A 16,871-nucleotide genomic window follows, 5' to 3' on the forward strand; every position below is an offset into this window, starting at 1 on the left:
ACTATGCCGCGAACGTCTGCACGTGGTCGATGGCTGCGTTGAGGGCGTTCTTGAGTGGGGTGACATCCTGCTGCACCTGGGTGAGGACCATGCCGCCCTGGAATGCCGACAGCAGGAGATCGGCCAGCTGGGTGGGATTCGCGTCGGGGTTGATCCGGCCGAGGCTCTGCATCCGCTGCAGTCCGTCGCGGAAGATGTCCCGCCACTGATCGAATACTCGAGCCAGCTCATCGTGAACCTGCAGGTCTGACTTGATGATCTGGCTCGCCAAGGATCCGAGAGTGCAGCCGTCGCGGTAGGCGCTCTCGTGGGTGACGTAGTAGTCCACCCAGGCTCGGAGTGCGTCGATGTTGTCGAAGCCGGCGAATTGGTCACCGCCATAGAAGTGCAGGACGCGCTCGGCCTGCCATTCGATCACGGCCACGACCAGGCTTTCCTTGGTCGGGAAATAGTGATTGAGCTGCGACCCGCTGATGCCTGTGACGCGGCGGAGCTGCTCGTTGTTCGTCGCGGCGACGCCGTTGGTGTGGATGAGCTCCGCGGCGTGCTCGAGGATGCGCGCCCGCGTTGCCTCCCCCTTTTTCGTGAGCTTGCGGGGCTCTTGGACTGCCGTTCTGCCGGTCATGATCGCCATGCTACCAAAATTGGGCTTGACAGCCCACTATTGCGGGGTGTTAAGTCGGGAAGTGGGCTAAGCAGCCCAAAAAATTCATCCACATCTCCTGGAGGTCGATCCGCATGTCCCGTCTGAGCACACCCGCTTCCGAAGACGTCACCGCCGACGCGCAGAGCGTCCTGGACACCGTCGGCAAACAGTTCGGCTTCGTCCCGAACATGTTCGCGATGCTCGCGTCCAATCCGACCGTCCTGGATGTCGTCATGGGTCTGCAGGGCAGCCTGGGACGGGTCCTGGACGCCAAGACCAGGCACACCATCGCACTGGCGGTGTCCGAAGCCAACGGCTGCGAGTACTGCCTGGCAGTGCACTCGTATGTGTCGGCCCACCTCGGCGGCATGTCGAGCGACGACATCGACCTGGCGCGGTCCGGTAACTCAATCGACCCCAAGCGGGCCGCCGTTGCTCGCTTCGCTCAGCAGGTGGTCGAAACACGCGGAAAGGTCGGCGATGCCGACCTGGCCGCCGTGCGGGGCGCCGGGTACACCGACTCGCAAATCCTGGCGATCGTCACTGTCGCCGTCCAGACATTGCTGACCAACTACATCAACAACGTCAACCAGACCGTCATCGATATCCCGGCCGCCGGCGCAGCGGCGTAACCGGCTACTCGCGCATACGACATTCACCGTCCCCACCCAAACATATTGCGAAGAAAGCGAATTCACATGAACCTCGACAACCTGATGAGCAAGCACCTCACGAGATATTTCGACTCCAGCAAGACCATCCCGGCGGACTCCCTGCAGCAGCTGCTGCGGTTCCTGCGCTCGACGCCGTCGTCGGTGAACGTACAGGCCAGCCGTTACTACGTGCTCGGCACGCCGGAGGCAAAGGAGCGGCTCGCAGACAATCTCGGCGAACGCTTCCTCGACAACGGCGGCAAGATCCGCGACGCCTCGCACGTCTTGATCTTCACCACCAGGGCCGACCTGCCCGGCAGCCACCTCGATGAGGTGTTCGGCAAAGAGAAGACCGATGGCCGGTTCCCCGACCCGGCGAAGCAGTCGCTGTGGGAGTCGATGACACGCGACTTCGTCAATCTCCGCACCTACGGCTACAAGGACCTGACTCACTGGATGGAGAAGCAGGCCTACCTGGCGCTGGGCATGACCATGATGGCGGCCGCCGAGCTCGGCTTCGACGCGACGCCGCTGGAAGGTTTCGACCCGGCCAGCGTCGACAAGGCATTCAAGATCCGAGAAACCGGATACACCACGACGGTGCTGCTGGCCCTCGGCTACCCGGACACCGCCAAGGCATACACCAACCCGATTTCGCGATTCGACCACGATCGGCTCTTCACCTTCGCCTGAACCACATCACCCACATTCAGTTCATCTGGAACCCGAAAGGTATCGAAAAATGTCCACCAGAACCGACGCGCTGAGCGTCGCATGCCAAAACAATGCGCCCGCAGTCCGTGGGCTGGCGAATATTCTCGTCCGCTACGGGCTGGCCATCGTCATCGGCTGGATCGGAATATTCAAATTCTGCTCGTACGAGGCACTCAATATTCAGCCGCTGGTCGCCAACAGCCCCTTCATGGGTTGGCTCTACAGCGTGTTCAGCGTGACGACGTTTTCGTCGATCCTCGGCGTCGTGGAGATAGTCACTGCTGTCCTGCTGGTGGTGAAGCCCTGGTATCCGCGGGTGTCGCTGGCCGGAAGTGTGTTGGCGATAGTGCTTTTCGTCAGCACGCTGTCGTTCGTGATCACGACACCGGGAGTGGGCGAAGCGTCGGCCGGAGGCTTTCCCTTCCTGTCCATGACGGGTCAATTTCTGATCAAGGACATCGTGCTGTTGGGGGCGTCGATTTTTACCCTCGCCGACGCCATGGAGGCGATCGCTCACCGCGCTGCGCCGCCGCAGTGAATTCACTGTCGACAGGGGGCGCTCAGCTCAGCCGGCTGCAGGGAGCTGAGCGCAACCGGCTCGCGAAACGGAAAAGCCCCGGCTCCGGCCGGGGCTTTCTGTATCTGGTGTTGCCGCAAAAATTGTGTCCGAGGGGGGACTTGAACCCCCACGCCCGTTAATAGGGCACTAGCACCTCAAGCTAGCGCGTCTGCCATTCCGCCACTCGGACTTGCCAACCTCATCGGTTGGGCGCCTAAGGCTAACGGATTGAGGGCCCAGGTCCCAAACCGGTGGGTGCGAGCCTGCCGTGTCGGCCTGCCGCGCGATGGTGCCTGCAGTGGTACGAATGGTGACTGTGACTGACCCCGTGGGCAGCGTTGACGAAGTGGTCGACATCGTCAGCGCTCTGATCAGGTTCGATACCTCCAACACCGGCGACCCCGCCACGACCAAAGGCGAGGCCGACTGTGCCGAGTGGGTCGCCGACCGGCTTCGGGAGGTCGGCTACACCACCGAATACGTCGAAGCCGGTGCGCCCGGCCGGGGCAACGTGTTCGCGCGCCTGCCCGGTGCGGACCCGCAGCGCGGCGCGCTGATGATCCACGGGCACCTCGACGTGGTGCCCGCCGAGCCCGCGGACTGGAGCGTGCACCCGTTCTCGGGTGCGATCAAAGACGGTTACGTCTGGGGCCGTGGCGCGGTCGACATGAAAGACATGGTCGGGATGATGATCGCGGTGGCCCGGCACTTCAAGCGGGCCGGCATCGTGCCGCCGCGCGATCTGGTGTTCGCGTTCCTCTCCGACGAGGAACACGGCGGCACGTACGGCGCGAACTGGCTGGTGGACAACCGGCCCGACCTGTTCGCCGGGGTCACCGAGGCGATCGGCGAGGTCGGTGGATTCTCCCTGACCGTTCCCCGCAAGGACGGTGGTGAGCGGCGCCTCTACCTCATCGAGACCGCCGAGAAGGGGCTGTCCTGGATGCGGTTGACGGCCCGGGGCCGGGCCGGGCACGGCTCGATGGTGCATGACGACAACGCCGTGACGGCGATCGCGGGCGCGGTCGACCGCCTGGGTCGGCATCGCTTCCCGTTGGTCCTCAACGAGGCGGTGGAGCAGTTCCTGGCCGCGGTCTCGGAGGAGACGGGCTACGAGTTCGACGTCGACTCTCCGGACCTCGACCTGGCGATCGAGAAGCTCGGCGGGGTGGCGCGCATCGTGTCGGCCACGCTGCGCGACACGGCCAACCCGACGATGCTCAAGGCCGGCTACAAGGCCAACGTCATCCCGGCGACGGCCGAGGCGGTCGTGGACTGCCGTGTGCTGCCCGGCCGCAAGGCGGCGTTCGAGCGGGAGATCGACGAGCTCATCGGTCCGGACGTCACCCGCAGCTGGGAGCGTGACCTGCCGTCGTACCAGACCACCTTCGACGGCGATCTGGTCGATGCGATGAATGCCGCACTGCTGGCGGTGGATCCCGACGCGCGCATCGTGCCGTACATGCTTTCCGGCGGCACGGACGCAAAATCATTGCAGCGGTTGGGCATTCGCTGCTTCGGGTTCGCCCCGCTGAAGCTGCCGCCGGAGCTGGACTTCGCTGCGCTGTTCCACGGGGTGGACGAGCGGGTACCCGTCGACGCATTACAGTTCGGCGCGAAGGTCCTAGAACATTTCTTGACGCACTGCTGAAAGGGCACCATGAGCAATTCCCCGTACGACAACCTGCCACAGCTGCCGACCTTCACGCTGACCTCGGAGTCGGTGACCGACGGGCAGCCGCTGGGCAACGACCAGGTCAGCGGCATCATGGGCGCGGGCGGTTCCGATGTGTCGCCGCAGCTGAGCTGGTCGGGATTCCCGGCAGAGACCAAGAGCTTCGCGGTGACGATGTACGACCCCGACGCACCGACCGGGTCGGGCTTCTGGCACTGGGCGGTCGCCGACCTGCCCGTGAGCGTCACGTCCCTGCCTGCCGATGCCGGTAACGGCGGCCCGTTGCCCGGTGGCGCGGTCACTCTCACCAACGACGCGGGCCTCAAGCGCTTCCTCGGCGCGGCCCCGCCTGCCGGACACGGCCCGCACCGCTACTACGTCGCCGTGCACGCGCTGCCCGTCGAGGCTCTTGAGCTGCCCGACGGCGCCACCCCGGCGTACCTCGGCTTCAACCTGTTCGGCCAGGCCATCGCGCGCGCCGTCATCCACGGCACCTACGAGCAGAAGTAGCCCCAGCACCGCGAGCGTGCGGGTCTGTTGCCCGACACTCCGTGTTTGGGCAACAGTCCACGCACGCTCGCGGCGCCTCAGCGTGCGGCTGAGCCCACCGCGTCGGTGAGCGACGCGAACCCGCCCGCGTGCAGGCGTTCGGCGATGCCGTCGTGAATCTGCTTGGCCCACAAACCGCCGCCGTAGATGAAGCCGGTGTAGCCCTGCAACAGCGTGGCCCCGGAGGTGATCCGGTCCCAGGCGTCGTCGGCGGTCTCGATCCCGCCCACGCTGATCAACACCAGCTTGTCGCCCACGCGGCGATACAGCCGGCGCAGCACCTCGGCTGAACGCCGGGCCACCGGCGGCCCGGAGATGCCGCCCGTCCCGAGGTCGTCGACGCCGGCGGTCGCCAACCCGTCACGCGAGATCGTGGTGTTGGTCGCCACGATTCCGGCGAGGCCCAATTCAACTGCCAGATCGGCGATTTCATCGATATCGGCATCGGAGAGGTCGGGGGCGATCTTGACCAGCACCGGCTTGGTGGTCTCGGCCTTGACCGCAGCCAGGATCGGTCGCAACGAGGCCACCGCCTGCAGGTCGCGCAGTCCGGGAGTGTTGGGGGAGCTGACGTTGACCACCACGTAGGCGGCCAGGTTGCCCAGCTGTCGAGCGCTCTGCGCGTAATCCTCGACCGCGCGCTCGGCCGGGGTCACTTTCGTCTTGCCGATGTTCACCCCGATCGGCACGTCGGGGGAGTGCTGTGACAGGCGCATGGCCAACGCGCCGGCACCCTCGTTGTTGAAGCCCATGCGGTTGAGCAGTGCGCGGTCCTCGGGAAGGCGGAACAGGCGCGGCTGCGGATTGCCCGGCTGGGCCGCCGCGGTCACGGTGCCCACCTCGGCGTACCCGAAACCCAGCGCACCCCAGGTGGCCAGTCCGCAGCCGTCCTTGTCGAACCCGGCGGCGAGGCCCATCGGGCCGGGGAACCGGACTCCGAACACCGTGCTGGCCAGCACCGGATCAGAAGGCGCCAACCAGCGGGTCAACGCGCGCCGAAACGCCGCCGGGCCCGAGGCGACGCGCAACAGCGCGAACACCCAGACATGGATCCGTTCGGGCGGCACCAGGAACAGTGCCCGCCGCAGCGCGCTGTAGATCACGGCGTCGGCTGATCCGGTGTGCCCGGCGTGGTGGCGGCGGTCTTCCTGCGGCGCAACAGCACCCGTCGACTCCCGTCTGTATAGGCCCGCACCCGGGTCAGTTCCCAGCCGCGGTATTCCGCTTCTATGGACAGCCGGATGGAGGCGCTGAGCCTGGTCACGTCGGGTGGCAGCCGCAGCGGCACCCACTCGTACTCGTCGGAGAGCCCCTCGGCGTCCCACCCCGCCGGCATCCTGCCGCGTTGTATCGACGTCATGGTCATCCCCCCGCGTGCGGGATCACCTGCACGCCCGCTCCCGAGCCGGACACCACATAGAGCGTGCCGGACTTGTCGTCATAGGCCAGGGAGTTGGGTTGCTGCACGGTTCGATAACGCACCTTTTCGACGGGAATGCCGGTGTCAAGATCGTAACCAATGACTGTGTTGTCGGCGGTCTGTGACACCCATGCCAGCCGCGATGTGCCGACCAGCCCGTACGGCGCGGCCCGCACCGGGTAGCGCTGACGCATGATCAGCGGGTCGGTGCTGAACACCAGCAGCTCGTCGCCGCGGGTATCGGCGACCAGGACCCGACCGTGCGGATCGACGGCCATGGTGGTGGCGCCGTCGCCGGCTCGCAGCGCCTGCTCGGCCTTGGTGCCAGTGACGTCGACCTCGGTCACCGAGGTCTGGCCGCGATCCAACACCACCGTGGTATTCCCCTGAGTGGCAAGCTCATCCACTCTCGCGAAAATCTTGAGTTTGGCGCCGACGGTATCGGGGGAATTCAGGGTGTAGACCGCGCCGTCGGCGCTGCCGAGTACCGCTTTACCGTCCGTTCGCAACGTGATCGCGGTGAAATCGGTGTCCTGCTCACCCGCGACCGTGATTTTGGTCGCCTTGCCCGCTGCGATGTCGACGCGGAAGTACCCGCCCCGGGTCGCAAGGACGAGCCCGCCGCGGCTGTCGCCGGCCATCGTCGATGCCGTCGCGGGCAGCAGCACCGTGCGCGGCGGCTGGGTTCCGGCCACGAGGGTGACCATCGACTGCCCGTCGGGCCCCGGTCCGAGCACGGCCAGGCTGGCCGTTGCTGGATCGAACACCGCGGACTGCGCACGGCCGCCGACCGGGCGGACTTCGCCGTCGGGGACGCCGGTGACTGGAGGTGAAACCGCGGCCTGGGCGGGTTCGATGGTCGGTGGCGGAGCGTCGGCCGGGTTCGACGAACAACCCGGCGCGAGCAGCAGTGCCAGTGCTGCCACGCCAGCACGAATCGGCTGACCTGCAGGGATTAGGCGCAACGGATGGCTCTCGTTCGGGGCGGATGGTTGACCGACCAGTCTATGCACGGCCACCGAGGGTATTTGGACGCGTCTGGCGCACGTCCTTGCATAAGCAAGAGTATGGTGCGAAGCATGACCCTCGCCGCAGACCGGGAACCGGGGTACCAGGAGTTTGCTATCGAGGACATTTCCACGGGTGTCCACGCCAGTGGATTTGGCCAGGTCGGTGACGGCCGTACTTTCTCCTTCCACATCGAACGCGGGCAGCTGATCATCGAGGTGTATCGGCCGCGCTTGTCCGGACCGGTGCCCGCCGAAGAAGACGTGGTGGCGCTCGCCACCCGCAAACTGACCGATATCGATCTGACCGACGAGCGCAGCTTGTCGGCGACGGTGCGTGACGCGGTCGCCGACGCGCAGCCGGTACCGCGACTCGGACGCTGACCGAACCCTCACGGTACGGTCGTCGGCGTGATTGACGTGCCGGCGATGTCGTGGCTGCAAGTGGTCGTGTTGTCGATTGTGCAGGGGCTCACAGAGTTTCTTCCCGTCTCGTCATCCGGGCACCTCGCGATCACCTCACGGCTGTTCTTCCATGACGACGCAGGCGCCTCCTTCACCGCGGTCACCCAACTGGGTACCGAACTGGCCGTACTCGTCTATTTCGCCCGCGACATCTGGCGGATCGTCAAGGCCTGGTTCAACGGGCTGTTCGTCGCCGCCCACCGCGACGCCGACTATCGCCTCGGCTGGTTCGTGATCATCGGCAGCATTCCCATCGGGTTTTTCGGGCTGCTGTTCAAGGACGAGATCCGCACCGGCGCACGCAATCTCTGGCTGGTCGCGTCGGCGCTGATCGTGTTCTCGGCGGTGATCGCCGCGGCCGAGTACTTCGGCAAGCAGACCCGCCAGGTGGAGCAGCTCACCTGGCGCGACAGCGTGGTGGTCGGCCTGGCGCAGTGCCTGGCCCTGGTGCCGGGTGTGTCGCGCTCGGGGGCGACGATCAGCGCCGGGCTGTTTCTCGGGCTGGACCGCGAACTGGCGGCCCGGTTCGGTTTTCTGCTGGCCATCCCGGCGGTGTTCGCCTCAGGATTGTTCTCCCTGCCCGACGCGTTCCACCCGGTCGGGGAGGGCATGAGCGCCAGCGGTGCGCAACTGCTGGTGGCGACGGTCATCGCGTTCGTCGTCGGGTTCGCCGCCATCGCGTGGTTCCTGAAATTCCTGGTCTCCCACAGCATGTACTGGTTCGTCGGTTACCGGGTGGTGGCCGGCGCGGTGGTGCTCGTGCTGCTGGGTACCGGGGTGTTGGCGGCACAATGATCGAGCGCTTGAACGAGGAGCCGATATGACCGTCATCCTGCTGCGACATGGGCGTTCGACGTCGAATACCGCCAACACGCTCGCGGGCCGGTCGGAGGGCGTCGATCTCGACGAACGCGGCGTCGAACAGGCCGCTGCCGTGGTCGGCCGGGTGGGAGAGCTTCCGGTGCGCGCGATCGTCCGGTCGCCGTTGCTGCGCTGCGAACGGACAGTGGCCCCGCTGGCCGCCGCACTCGGGGTGGAGCCGATCGTCGATGACCGGCTGACCGAGGTCGACTACGGCGCGTGGACCGGCCGCAAGATCGGCGAGCTGGTGAAAGAACCGCTGTGGGGCGTGGTGCAGCAGCAGCCCAGCGCCGCGGTGTTCCCCGACGGGGAGGGGTTGGCGCAGGTCCAGGCCCGCGCGGTGGCCGCGATCCGGGAACGGGACCGCGCGCTGGCCGCCGAGCATGGCGGCGACGCGCTGTGGGTGGCGTGCACCCACGGCGACGTGATCAAGGCGATCCTCGCCGACGCGTTGGGCGTGCACCTGGATGGCTTCCAGCGCATCACCGCCGACCCCGCGTCCATGAGCGTGATCCGCTACACGGATATGCGCCCATTTGTCGTGCACATCAACCACACCGGCGCGCAGCTGAGCGCCGGACTGGCCGCCAAACCTGCCACCGATGCGGTGGTCGGCGGGTCCACTGACTGACCGTCGGTGCTCCAACCGGTATTTTGGAAGGTGCCATGGCCCGCGCAATTCACGTCTTCCGCACTCCCGACCGCTTCGTGGCCGGGACCGTCGGTCAACCCGGAAATCGGACCTTCTACCTGCAGGCTGTCCACGACAGCAGGGTGATCTCGGTGGTGCTGGAGAAGCAGCAGGTCGCCGTGCTGGCCGAACGCATCGGTGCGCTGCTGCTGGAGATCAACCGCCGGTTCGGCACCCCCATCCCGCCCGACACCGGTGAAGTGGCCGACCTGCGGCCGCTCATCACGCCCGTGGACGCGGAGTTCCGGGTCGGCACCATGGGTCTGGGCTGGGACTCCGAGGCGCAGACGGTGGTGGTGGAGCTGCTGGCGGTCTCGGATGCCGAGTTCGACGCGTCGGTGGTGCTCGACGACGCCGAGGAAGGCCCGGACGCGGTGCGGGTGTTCCTGACGCCGGAGTCGGCCAGGGAGTTCGCGACGCGGTCCAACCGGGTCATCTCGGCCGGCCGGCCACCGTGCCCGCTGTGCGATGAGCCGCTGGACCCCGATGGGCATATCTGTGTACGTACCAACGGCTACCGGCGCGGTGCCATCGCCGGAACCGAAGATGACGCCGAGGGCTGACGGCGAGCCGGACTCCATTGACGCCGATGAGGCGTTGGCGGGCGGCGAACTCACGGTGATCGGTCGGATCCGTTCGGCGAGCAACGCCACCTTCCTGTGCGAGGCGCAACTGCGGGACGCCGTGGTGCACTGCGTGTACAAACCGGTGCGCGGCGAGGCCCCGCTGTGGGATTTCCCCGACGGCACACTCGCCGGTCGTGAGGTGGCCGCATACCTGGTGTCAGCGGCGCTCGGGTGGAACATCGTGCCCCAGACCATCATTCGTGACGGCCCTGCCGGCATCGGAATGGTGCAACGTTGGGTGGACCAACCCGGGGACGACGCGGACGTGAGGAGCGAAACGAGCACTGAACCGGCGGAGGAAGCGCTGGATCTCGTCGACCTGGTGCCCGCTGGGCATGTTCCACCCGGTTACATGCCGATCCTGCAGGCCTACGACTACGCAGGCGACGAGGTGACCCTGGTGCACGCCGATGACCCCCGGCTGTATCGCATGGCGGTCTTCGACGTGCTGATCAACAATGCCGATCGCAAGGGTGGGCACATCCTGGCCGGCGTTGACGGCGGGGTCTACGGCGTCGACCACGGTGTCAGCCTGCACGTCGAGGACAAGCTGCGCACCGTGCTGTGGGGCTGGGCGGGCAAGCCGGTGGACGACGACACCCTGGTCGACGTGGCGGCCCTGCGGGACCGGCTGGCCGGCGATCTGGCCGAGCAATTGTGCGACCACATCACCGGCCGTGAGATTGCCGCGCTGCGGGGCAGAGTTGTTGGGCTGCTGGACAATCCGGTGATGCCGACACCGGACCGGCGTAGGCCCATCCCGTGGCCGGCGTTCTAGCCTCTGTGGGGCGTATGTCCGTGTCGCGATTAGGTAACTCGCTACTCTAGGCGGCCGCGGCGGACACCCGCAGACTGTGCGCAGCCAGATCGGCGGTGAGTGATCGGAGCACGTCATGCAGCTGATGTTCGTCATGCCCCACACGATGGAACTCGCGGCGTTGACTCAGCCGTGGGAGCTCGCCGTCACCGGAGCGGACCAGGCCATGATGGCCAGGCGGGCCGAGGAACTTGGATACGGGTTGCTCGCGGTACCGGAGCATTTCCTGGTGCCGCGCTCCCACGTCGCACTGACAGGACCGCACTACTTCCATTCCACGGTCGCCCAGGCCTACCTCGCGGGGGCCACGCAGACCATCCGGCTGAGCACCTGCGCCACTCTGCTACCGCTGCAGCATCCGGTCATCATGGCCAAAGCGTTGGCGACAGCGGACTGGATGAGTGGCGGCCGGATCGGCGTCACGTTCGGTATCGGTTGGGACGCCGAGGAATTCCGGATGCTCGGGGTGCCCTTTCACGAACGCGGGCGGATGGCCGACGAGTATCTCAGCGCCATCATCGAATTGTGGACCAGCGAGTCGCCGAGATTCGAAGGAAAGTACGTCACGTTCGACGACGTCGCATTCCAGCCGAAACCAGTGCAGCAGCCGCACATCCCCATCTGGATCGGCGGCGATGCCGACCGGGCGCTGCAACGCGCGGCCAGGTTCAGTTGCGGGTGGATGCCGTTTCTGACCCAGCCCGATCAGTTCCCCGCCCGGATCGACTTCATCAAATCCCAGCAGTCCTATGACGGCCGGCCGTTCGACGTGATGTACGGCCTGGGCACCTCACTGATCGGCGAAGGGCATGTGGTCAAGGATGATCCGACCCAGCGTCCGGGCATGAGTGCGGGCGAGATCATCGACAAGCTCGGCCGGTTCAGCGAACTGGGCGTGACGATCAGCAGTGTGCCGATACCGCCGGTGCAGGATGTGGCAGAGTACCTGGACTACGCGCAGTGGGTCATCGAGGAGATCGCGCCCGCTGTCTAGTGCGGTACGGCCACTGTGGAATCTCTACTCCGGCAGCGGTTTACGCCATTCGCGGACATTGACCTCGATACGGTCGCGCCTCGACCCCGACCAGGTCGTCGCCAGCCCATAGTGGTTGGCCAGTACCACGATTCGTTCGCCGAGCAGTGTCTCGGTGCGGTCGGTGATCTCGGCGGACGCGGATTCATCGCCGGCCGCGGCCGCGCGTATCAGCGCCTGCGGTAACGCCGGATGCGGGCGAAAAGCGCTGTAGCCCAGGTAGAGCACCGGATCGCGGTCGCCGAGGCGCGCAGCGTCCTGTTCGTGGAAGAAGGTGTACGCCCACTCGCGGTAGCGGTACCAGTCGTTCGGATCCGGGTTGGGCGTCCGTTCGTCGTCGATCTCGTGCGTCGCGCAGGTGGTGCAGCACGCGAAGCACATCCGGGCCAGGATGCCCTCCGACTCCAACTGGGTGAACACGTATTGCAGCCGCCCGTAGTCGCCGGTGTCCTGCCACCTCGCCTGCTCGGAAAGCCGTTGGCCCCACATCGATTCCAGCAGCGCCGTGGCCTCGGCTGGCCGGACCACCCCGGAGTCGTCCACCCACGCCGTCACCCAGTCGAGCAGGTCGTCGAATTCCCAGAAGCCCGCGACCAACCGCGCGCGGATGAAGCGGCTGAGCTCGTCGAGATCGCCGGTGTCCCAGTCGAGGATGCGCATCGCCGTCTAGCGCCGCCGGCCGAATCCCTCGAACAGGTTCCAGGATTGGCTGCTCCTGGTCACGTGCAGGTAGTACGCGTAGTTGGCGGTGCTCATCGCCACCGAGGCCACCGCGATGCCTGCCGCGCGGGCGACGTTGTCGGACACGTCGAGGACGACGAGCACCACCGAAAGGGCCATCGCGATGCCGAACAGTGTCAGTCCCTTGCGCCACATGCCCTTGACGAAGAAGTAGATGGGTCCGAAAAAGAAGGCCGGGAAGTTCGAGCCGATGCGCATCTTGGTGCCGAACGGCAGTGACCGGTAGACCGCCTTGGATTCCGGCGACGAGTTGGGCAGGCCGTAGACGCTGAAGAAATCGAAGCGCCGTTGCCAGGCCGGGGACAGGGTCACGCTCGGGGTTTGCTCGGTCACCCGATGGATCCTAACGGTGGTGGTGAGCCCGCTTCGCCACGAGATCGGCACAACCGCCGCAGCCCAACCCCGATTCGAGGTCCGTCGGGCGCACCAGTCAAACTGACTGGATGCACTCGACCGATGCCGACCTGGCCGCTGCCGTGGCCCAGGAGGCCGGCGAGTTGTTGCTGGCCGTGCGCGAGGAGATCGGTTTCTACGATCCGTATTACCTCGGCGACGAGGGCGATCTGCGCTCCAACGCCCTGATCCTGGACCGGCTCGCGCAAGCCCGACCGCGGGACGCGGTGCTCAGCGAAGAGGCCGTCGACGATCTGTCCCGGGTCGACGCCGACCGCGTGTGGATCGTCGACCCCGTCGACGGCACGCGCGAGTATTCGCTACCGGGCCGCGAGGATTGGGCCGTGCACATCGCGCTGTGGCAGCGTCACCGCGCCGGGGGTCCCGGGCTCACCGACGCGGTGGTGGCGTTGCCTGCCCGCGGCGAGGTGTACCGCAGCGACACCGTGCAGCCACCGCCGCCGCGCCGGGACGGCCCCATCCTCATCACCGCCAGCACCAACCGGCCGCCGCCGGTGCTGTGGCGCATGCGCGAGCGGCTCGACTTCGAGCTGGTGCGGATCGGTTCGGCCGGGGCCAAGGCGATGGCCGTGGTCCGAGGCGATGTCGACGCCTACATCCATGCCGGCGGACAGTGGGAATGGGATTCGGCCGCGCCCGCCGGCGTGGTGCTGGCGGCCGGGCTGCACGCCTCCCGCCTGGACGGCTCCAAGCTGGTCTATAACCGTGCCGATCCGTATCTGCCGGATTTCGTGATGTGCCGCCAGGAGTTGGCGCCGATCCTGCTCGAGGCGATCGGCGCGGCGTGATCGAAAAGGCGGGAATGGATCTGCGTTCGTCATTGTCTGTGTTGCATGAACCGAGGCTGTCTTCGGTGACCCGACCGACCGGGGGAGACCCGTGCTGACCGAGCACCCTAAAGTCGAAGCCATGCAGTCTTGGCCGGCGCCGAACATCCCTACCCTGCCGGGGCAGGGTCCTCAGCTGCGCCTTTACGACACCGCGGACCGGCAGATCCGCCCGGTCGCGGCGGGGCCGACGGCCACCATGTACGTCTGCGGCATCACGCCGTACGATGCGACGCACCTCGGCCACGCGGCGACCTATCTGACCTTCGACCTGGTGTACCGCCTGTGGCTGGACGCCGGGCACACCGTGCACTACGTGCAGAACATCACCGACGTCGACGATCCGTTGTTCGAGCGCGCCGCGCGCGACGGGCTGGACTGGCGTGCGCTCGGTGACCGCGAGACCCAGCTGTTCCGCGAGGACATGACGGCGCTGCGGGTATTGCCGCCGCACGACTACGTGGCCGCCACCGACGCGATCGGCGAAGTGGTCGAGGTGGTCGAGAAGATGCTGGCCTCGGGTGCGGCGTACGTGGTCGACGACGCGCAGTATCCCGACGTGTACTACCGGGCCGACGCCACCGTGCAGTTCGGCTATGAATCCGGATACGACCGCGAGACCATGCTGCGCCTGTTCGGCGAGCGTGGAGGCGACCCGGATCGGCCGGGTAAGGGCGACGAGCTCGATGCGCTGTTGTGGCGCGCGCACCGTCCCGGCGAGCCGAGCTGGCCGTCGCCGTTCGGGCCGGGCCGTCCCGGTTGGCACGTGGAGTGTTCGGCCATCGCGTTGACCCGCATCGGCACCGGCCTGGACATCCAGGGCGGCGGCAGCGACCTGATCTTCCCGCACCACGAGTTCTCCGCCGCGCATGCCGAATCCGTCACGGGGGAGCGCAGATTCGCGCGCCACTACGTGCACGCCGGGATGATCGGCTGGGACGGGCACAAGATGAGCAAGAGCCGCGGCAACCTGGTGCTGGTGTCCCGGTTGCTCGCCGATGGTGTTGATCCGGGTGCCATCAGGCTCGGGCTGCTGGCGGGGCACTACCGGGCCGACCGCTCCTGGAGCCAGCAGGTGCTCGATGAGGCCAACGCGCGCCTGGAACGGTGGCGCGTGGCGACCACCATGCCCGGTGGCCCGGATGCCACCGATGTGATCGCGCGGGTACGGCGGTACCTCGCCGACGATCTGGACACTCCGAAAGCCCTTGCCGCTCTTGATGGTTGGGCTGACGACGCGATCGGTTACGGCGGCCATGACCCCGCGGCGCCGCGCGCGGTGGCCGCTGCCGTTGACGCGCTGCTGGGTGTGGCCCTCTAAGCGGAGCGGTACGTTGGCGGCATGAGTTCAGTCAACGGCAAGGTCGTCTTCATCACCGGTGGTGCTCGCGGTGTCGGCGAGGAGGTGGCCCGCCGCCTGCGCCGCAAGGGTGCCAAGCTGGTGCTCACCGATCTCGACGAGGCGCCGCTGACGGCCCTGGCCGCGGAGCTGGGTGAGGAACATGTGCTGACCGCCCTGGCCGACGTCCGTGACCTGCCTGCCATGCAGAAGGCTGCCGACTCCGCTGTCGAGCGGTTCGGCGGCATCGACATCGTGCTCGCCAACGCGGGTATCGCGAGCTTCGGCTCGGTGCTCAACGTCGATCCCGAAGCGTTCAAGCGCGTCATCGACGTCAACATCACCGGCGTCTTCAACACCGTCCGAGCCACGCTGCCCGAGGTGATCAAGCGCCGCGGCTACGTGCTGGTGGTGTCCTCGCTCGCGGCGTTCACGTCCGCACCGGGCCTCGCGGCGTATCACGCGTCCAAGGCGGGCGTGGAGTACTTCGCCAACACGCTTCGGCTGGAGGTGGCCCACCTCGGTGTCGACGTGGGCTCGGCTCACATGAGCTGGATCGACACCCCGCTGGTGCAGGACGCGAAATCGGATCTTTCGACGTTCCGCGTCATGCTGTCCAAGATGCCCGGGCCGATCAAGCAGACCACCACGGTGGACAAGTGCGGCGCGGCGTTCGTCAAGGGCATCGAGGGCCGCAAGAGCCGCATCTACTGCCCGGACTGGGTCGGGCTCTTCCGCTGGATCCGCCCGGTGGTGGCAACCCCGTTGGGGGAGCGCGACATTCGCAAGTTCACGCCCGAGCTGCTGCCCAAGCTGGACGCCGAGGCCGCCGCGCTCGGCCGGTCTACCAGCGCGCGCACCGAGGCGCTGGAGAAGTAGCGAAAACGCCGAGTGGCCAGTTGCGCACGCATTTTCGCGAATATGCGTGCCACAACTGGCCACTCGGCGGTAGTAGCGCCGGTTACAGGGCCGACGCGCCGACGTCGGGTGCGACGACGACGTTGACGCCGTCCAGGCGCAGCGCACGGATCTGGTCCTCAGGCGTGCGGCTGTCGACGATGACCGTGTCGAAATCGCTCAGTGGGCCCAGGGCGTGCAGGGCGCGCCGCTCGAACTTGGAGTGGTCCAGGTAGGCGATGCGGGTGCGCGCCGACTCGAACATCGCGCGCTTCACCAGAACGGTGTCGTGATGTTGGTGAAAGCAGATGCCGTCGGTGACGGCGGAGGTCGACATGATGAACACGTCGGCCCGGATGTTGCGGAGCGCGGTGAGCGTCAACGACCCCATGTAGGCCCGGCACCACGGGTAGTACTGGCCGCCGAGCGCGATGACGTTGAGGCCCGGCTGGTTGAGCAGGGCGTCGAGCGCGGACTGGAAGTTGGTGATGACGGTCAGCGGCTGACGCTCGGGCAGCTGGCTCACCAGGTGCAGGCCCGTGGTGGAGTCGTCGATGATCACCGACTGCCCGGGTTCGATCATCTGTAGCGCGGCGTTGGCCACGGCGTGCTTGTCGGCGACGTTCTGGCGGGCCCGGAATTCGGTGCTGGCCTCCGACAGGGTGCTCGGCATGGCCGTTGCGACCCCGCGGGTCTTGCGGATCAGCCCCTGGGTGGCCAGGGTGTCCAGATCGCGGTGCACGGTCATCAGGCTGACCCCGAACGCGTCGGGCAGGTCTTCGATCTTCACCGACCCGGCGGCCATCACCATTTCCAGGATGGCGGCGCGGCGTTCATTCGGTCCCGCCGGAGGCTCCGCCTGTCCGTCGCGGTGCGACCGACCAACACCCGCTGGGTTCGGCATCGGGCCTCCTGTTCTGTCGTACGGACGGGACGC

At 66.9% G+C, this 16,871-nt stretch carries 21 protein-coding genes and 1 tRNA gene; 14 read left to right on the plus strand and 8 right to left on the minus strand.

The window, feature by feature from the left end:
- Position 1 precedes the first annotated feature (1 nt).
- Entirely contained in the window at positions 2–634 is a 633-nt protein-coding gene (locus BTO20_RS13830) for a TetR/AcrR family transcriptional regulator (protein WP_198344376.1), read from the minus strand.
- 104 nt (positions 635–738) lie between these two features.
- On the opposite strand from BTO20_RS13830, the gene BTO20_RS13835 reads away from it, so the two are divergent.
- From BTO20_RS13835 to BTO20_RS13845, 3 genes are all read left to right on the plus strand, one after another.
- Positions 739–1,278, plus strand: a complete 540-nt coding sequence (locus BTO20_RS13835) for a carboxymuconolactone decarboxylase family protein (RefSeq protein WP_087076695.1) — start codon at positions 739–741, stop codon at positions 1,276–1,278.
- A gap of 66 nt (positions 1,279–1,344) precedes the next feature.
- Positions 1,345–1,992 carry a nitroreductase family protein gene (locus BTO20_RS13840; protein ID WP_087076697.1) on the plus strand — a complete coding sequence of 216 codons (648 nt, stop codon included), beginning with the start codon at positions 1,345–1,347 and terminating at the stop codon, positions 1,990–1,992.
- A 49-nt stretch (positions 1,993–2,041) separates the two neighbouring features.
- A complete protein-coding gene (locus BTO20_RS13845) occupies positions 2,042–2,551 on the plus strand; it encodes a YkgB family protein (RefSeq protein ID WP_087076699.1) in 510 nt (169 codons plus the stop codon).
- A 125-nt stretch (positions 2,552–2,676) separates the two neighbouring features.
- On the opposite strand, the gene BTO20_RS13850 is transcribed toward BTO20_RS13845, so the two are convergent.
- Positions 2,677–2,762 (minus strand) — tRNA-Leu (locus BTO20_RS13850).
- 117 nt (positions 2,763–2,879) lie between these two features.
- Here BTO20_RS13850 and BTO20_RS13855 point away from each other — a divergent pair.
- On the plus strand, positions 2,880–4,223 hold the full coding sequence (locus BTO20_RS13855) for a M20/M25/M40 family metallo-hydrolase (RefSeq protein WP_087076701.1): 1,344 nt from the start codon (positions 2,880–2,882) through the stop codon (positions 4,221–4,223).
- 9 nt (positions 4,224–4,232) lie between these two features.
- The gene (locus BTO20_RS13860) at positions 4,233–4,757 is read left to right on the plus strand and encodes a YbhB/YbcL family Raf kinase inhibitor-like protein (protein WP_087076703.1); all 525 of its coding nucleotides are present in this window, start codon (positions 4,233–4,235) and stop codon (positions 4,755–4,757) included.
- A gap of 77 nt (positions 4,758–4,834) precedes the next feature.
- Here BTO20_RS13860 and BTO20_RS13865 read toward each other — a convergent pair whose 3' ends face one another.
- Genes BTO20_RS13865 through BTO20_RS13875 form a run of 3 tightly spaced genes read right to left on the minus strand, consistent with a single transcriptional unit; the run spans position 4,835 to position 7,181 of the window.
- Positions 4,835–5,896, minus strand: a complete 1,062-nt coding sequence (locus BTO20_RS13865; RefSeq protein ID WP_198344511.1) for a quinone-dependent dihydroorotate dehydrogenase — start codon at positions 5,894–5,896, stop codon at positions 4,835–4,837.
- A complete protein-coding gene (locus BTO20_RS13870) occupies positions 5,896–6,156 on the minus strand; it encodes a DUF5703 family protein (protein ID WP_029368317.1) in 261 nt (86 codons plus the stop codon). Before BTO20_RS13870 ends, BTO20_RS13865 begins: the two co-directional genes overlap by 1 nt.
- A gap of 2 nt (positions 6,157–6,158) precedes the next feature.
- Positions 6,159–7,181, minus strand: a complete 1,023-nt coding sequence (locus BTO20_RS13875) for a YncE family protein (RefSeq protein ID WP_198344512.1) — start codon at positions 7,179–7,181, stop codon at positions 6,159–6,161.
- A gap of 114 nt (positions 7,182–7,295) precedes the next feature.
- Here BTO20_RS13875 and BTO20_RS13880 point away from each other — a divergent pair, with 114 nt between their 5' ends.
- The 6 genes from BTO20_RS13880 to BTO20_RS13905 all read left to right on the plus strand — a co-directional run bounded on the left by BTO20_RS13880 (position 7,296) and on the right by BTO20_RS13905 (position 11,677).
- Positions 7,296–7,607: a hypothetical protein gene (locus tag BTO20_RS13880; protein ID WP_087082056.1), complete on the plus strand. Its 312-nt coding sequence runs from the start codon at positions 7,296–7,298 to the stop codon at positions 7,605–7,607.
- Between the two features lie 45 nt (positions 7,608–7,652).
- On the plus strand, positions 7,653–8,483 hold the full coding sequence (locus tag BTO20_RS13885; protein WP_087082058.1) for an undecaprenyl-diphosphate phosphatase: 831 nt from the start codon (positions 7,653–7,655) through the stop codon (positions 8,481–8,483).
- A 25-nt stretch (positions 8,484–8,508) separates the two neighbouring features.
- Positions 8,509–9,180 carry a histidine phosphatase family protein gene (locus BTO20_RS13890; RefSeq protein ID WP_087076709.1) on the plus strand — a complete coding sequence of 224 codons (672 nt, stop codon included), beginning with the start codon at positions 8,509–8,511 and terminating at the stop codon, positions 9,178–9,180.
- Between the two features lie 35 nt (positions 9,181–9,215).
- On the plus strand, positions 9,216–9,803 hold the full coding sequence (locus tag BTO20_RS13895; RefSeq protein WP_064944740.1) for a DUF3090 domain-containing protein: 588 nt from the start codon (positions 9,216–9,218) through the stop codon (positions 9,801–9,803).
- On the plus strand, positions 9,787–10,644 hold the full coding sequence (locus BTO20_RS13900; RefSeq protein ID WP_087076711.1) for an SCO1664 family protein: 858 nt from the start codon (positions 9,787–9,789) through the stop codon (positions 10,642–10,644). Before BTO20_RS13895 ends, BTO20_RS13900 begins: the two co-directional genes overlap by 17 nt.
- 115 nt (positions 10,645–10,759) lie before the next feature.
- On the plus strand, positions 10,760–11,677 hold the full coding sequence (locus BTO20_RS13905) for a TIGR03619 family F420-dependent LLM class oxidoreductase (protein WP_087076713.1): 918 nt from the start codon (positions 10,760–10,762) through the stop codon (positions 11,675–11,677).
- A 24-nt stretch (positions 11,678–11,701) separates the two neighbouring features.
- Here BTO20_RS13905 and BTO20_RS13910 read toward each other — a convergent pair whose 3' ends face one another.
- Positions 11,702–12,376 (minus strand): DUF6891 domain-containing protein, encoded by a 675-nt coding sequence (locus tag BTO20_RS13910; RefSeq protein WP_087076715.1) that lies wholly within the window; start codon positions 12,374–12,376, stop codon positions 11,702–11,704.
- A gap of 6 nt (positions 12,377–12,382) precedes the next feature.
- Positions 12,383–12,790 carry a DUF2628 domain-containing protein gene (locus BTO20_RS13915; protein ID WP_087076717.1) on the minus strand — a complete coding sequence of 136 codons (408 nt, stop codon included), beginning with the start codon at positions 12,788–12,790 and terminating at the stop codon, positions 12,383–12,385.
- A 110-nt stretch (positions 12,791–12,900) separates the two neighbouring features.
- On the opposite strand from BTO20_RS13915, the gene BTO20_RS13920 reads away from it, so the two are divergent.
- From BTO20_RS13920 to BTO20_RS13930, 3 genes are all read left to right on the plus strand, one after another.
- Positions 12,901–13,659 (plus strand): 3'(2'),5'-bisphosphate nucleotidase CysQ, encoded by a 759-nt coding sequence (locus tag BTO20_RS13920; protein WP_087076719.1) that lies wholly within the window; start codon positions 12,901–12,903, stop codon positions 13,657–13,659.
- A gap of 121 nt (positions 13,660–13,780) precedes the next feature.
- Positions 13,781–15,019, plus strand: a complete 1,239-nt coding sequence (mshC, locus tag BTO20_RS13925; protein WP_087082060.1) for a cysteine--1-D-myo-inosityl 2-amino-2-deoxy-alpha-D-glucopyranoside ligase — start codon at positions 13,781–13,783, stop codon at positions 15,017–15,019.
- A 21-nt stretch (positions 15,020–15,040) separates the two neighbouring features.
- A complete protein-coding gene (locus BTO20_RS13930) occupies positions 15,041–15,916 on the plus strand; it encodes an SDR family oxidoreductase (RefSeq protein ID WP_087076721.1) in 876 nt (291 codons plus the stop codon).
- Positions 15,917–15,998: 82 nt separating this feature from the next.
- Here BTO20_RS13930 and BTO20_RS13935 read toward each other — a convergent pair whose 3' ends face one another.
- Entirely contained in the window at positions 15,999–16,838 is an 840-nt protein-coding gene (locus BTO20_RS13935) for a DeoR/GlpR family DNA-binding transcription regulator (RefSeq protein WP_087076723.1), read from the minus strand.
- Positions 16,839–16,871 lie beyond the last annotated feature (33 nt).

This window comes from Mycobacterium dioxanotrophicus, assembly GCF_002157835.1.
GTDB classification, from domain to species: domain Bacteria; phylum Actinomycetota; class Actinomycetes; order Mycobacteriales; family Mycobacteriaceae; genus Mycobacterium; species Mycobacterium dioxanotrophicus.